Here is a 2,103-nt window from a genome sequence, read left to right on the forward strand (position 1 = left end):
ACAACGACCCAATCGCTCTTGATGAGAATAATGTCATCATTGAAGGTCATGGTCGTTATCTTGCTTTGTCAGAGTTAGGTGCTGAGGAAGTTCCTGTTATTCGATTAAGCCACTTGTCTGAAGAAGGTAAGCGAGCTTACATCCTAGCGCATAACAAAATCACACTCAACACGGACTTTGACATGGATTTACTCAAGCAGGAGTTGACCACCATCCTAGATATTGACATGGGGCAGTTTGGTTTTTCGACTAACATCTTGTCATCGCCCTTAACTGCCGACAAAGAAGAAGTGGAGGACGAGAACGATGAAGAAATCGAAGAGCCAGCTGAGCTTGGCACGCTTTATCAATTGGGACGTCACAGATTAATGTGTGGTGATGCTACCAATCCCGACCATCTCAAGCGTTTGTTAGGTGATACGGTAGTTGACCTGTATGTGACAGACCCACCCTACAACGTTGCCTATAAAGGAAAAACGAAGGAAGGGCTGACTATCGAAAACGACCAAATGGATGACCGTCGCTTTGAGCAGTTTCTGTCAGATGCCTTTCAAGCGGTAGATCCTTTTTTAAAGGAGGGCGGTGCTTATTATATTTGGCATGCAGACAGTCAGCGTGTTGCTTTTTCAAATGCAGTCACTTCTACTGGCTGGCTCATTAAGCAGTGCCTGATTTGGGCAAAGGATACTTTTGTACTTGGACGTCAAGATTATCAGTGGCAACATGAGCCTTGCCTTTACGGCTGGAAGGAAGGTGCTAGCCACTACTTTATCAAGGATTTTAGTCTCTCAACCATTCTAGAGTCAGACCTTGAGTCTAAAAGTAAGGCTGATCTCATAGATATTATCAAGCACTACCAAGAGCAACAGCCGACATCCATCTTGCGAGTCAATCGTCCGCAGAGAAATGCAGACCACCCGACTATGAAGCCACTAGCGCTTATTGAGCGTTTGGTTCGTAACTCGAGTAAGCAAGGTGAGCTTATCTTAGATTCGTTTGCGGGGTCTGGTTCGACCCTGATGGTTTGCGAGAAGCTAGGACGAGTCAACTACTCGATGGAGCTTGATCCCAAATACGTCTCACGTATCATTAAACGCTTTGAGCTTGAAACTGGTATCGAAGCAGTCAAGGTTAATGTATAAAAATACAAGTATTCATATCTGCTTTTTGAGTTTTACAGAGAGGATGCAGAGAGAAATTCCAAAAACGGGTTGTTATTTTGTATTTTATTTACTTTATATCTTAAAAAATACATTCAAGAGGGAGAGTTGTAATGGCAAATAATGGTAACTTAGTTCCTTTTAATCAATTGTCAAAAGAGGAGCGATTAGAGATTCAGCGTAAAGGGGCGAAGGCTTCCGCTAAAGTCAGACGACAAAAGGCTGACTTAAAACGAGCTTTTGAAACGCTATTAAGTGCTGATGTCAGCAATGAGCAGATGAAAGACTTTTTGGTGTCTTTAGGCTATGAGCCGACAAATGAGATGGCTCTGGCTTTGGTTGTCTTACAAAAAGCTTTGAATGGTGATATCAAAGCCTTTAGTCAGATTAGTGCCCTGATTGACGATAAATAACAAGTGGCCTGCATCGTTATGATGTGGGTCACTTTTTTGTGTTTTGTTTTTTTAAAAAAATAATGAGCAAATGATACCCTTTTTGTTCTAAAGTAGTGTAAAATAGACTGTTATGTTTGATGAATCTAGTTTTACGCAAGAAATACAGAATCACAAAGAAGAGTTATTTTTGAAGAAAATTACGGATTATGAAAAACATATTGCCCCTCTGATGCGAGCCAAGGGCTACACTCGCATAAACGAAAGTGAGCGGACTGTTGTCTTTACCTTTGGTCAGATGACTTTTAGCCGAAGTCGCTGGCGAAGAGGCGACAAAACCTCCTGTCCAGTTGATGACTGGTTAGGATTAGAGAAGTATGTGCGCTATTCATCTTACTTTATGTATCATCTAGCATGTCACGCTTCTATGATGCCTTATAGGCAGGTCTGTCGTTTGGTTAAGAGAGCTTATGGCTTAGATATTACCAAAGATGCTGTCCTAAAGGCTGTTAAAAGAGTAGATAGTTTGCTTGATGATAAAAAGCGTTATC

Annotated in this window: 2 protein-coding genes and 1 pseudogene; all 3 read left to right on the forward strand. The window is 41.6% G+C overall.

The window, feature by feature from the left end; genetic code table 11:
* Window positions 1-1,142, forward strand: a 1,142-nt coding sequence (locus tag ACLN19_RS09040) for a site-specific DNA-methyltransferase (protein WP_413385513.1), incomplete at its 5' end; no start/stop codon positions are given.
* A gap of 131 nt (window positions 1,143-1,273) precedes the next feature.
* Entirely contained in the window at window positions 1,274-1,573 is a 300-nt protein-coding gene (locus ACLN19_RS09045) for a hypothetical protein (protein ID WP_413385514.1), read from the forward strand.
* Window positions 1,574-1,685: 112 nt separating this feature from the next.
* Window positions 1,686-2,103 (forward strand): annotated as a pseudogene (locus ACLN19_RS09050) (ISLre2 family transposase); the annotation flags it as partial.

The sequence above is a fragment of the Streptococcus lishijunsis genome (assembly GCF_047290665.1).
Classification (GTDB): domain Bacteria; phylum Bacillota; class Bacilli; order Lactobacillales; family Streptococcaceae; genus Streptococcus.

Excerpts from the sequence above, each read along its gene's own strand:
- ACLN19_RS09045 (WP_413385514.1), top strand. The coding sequence starts at position 1,274 with ATGGCAAATAATGGTAACTTAGTTCCTTTTAATCAATTGTCAAAAGAG.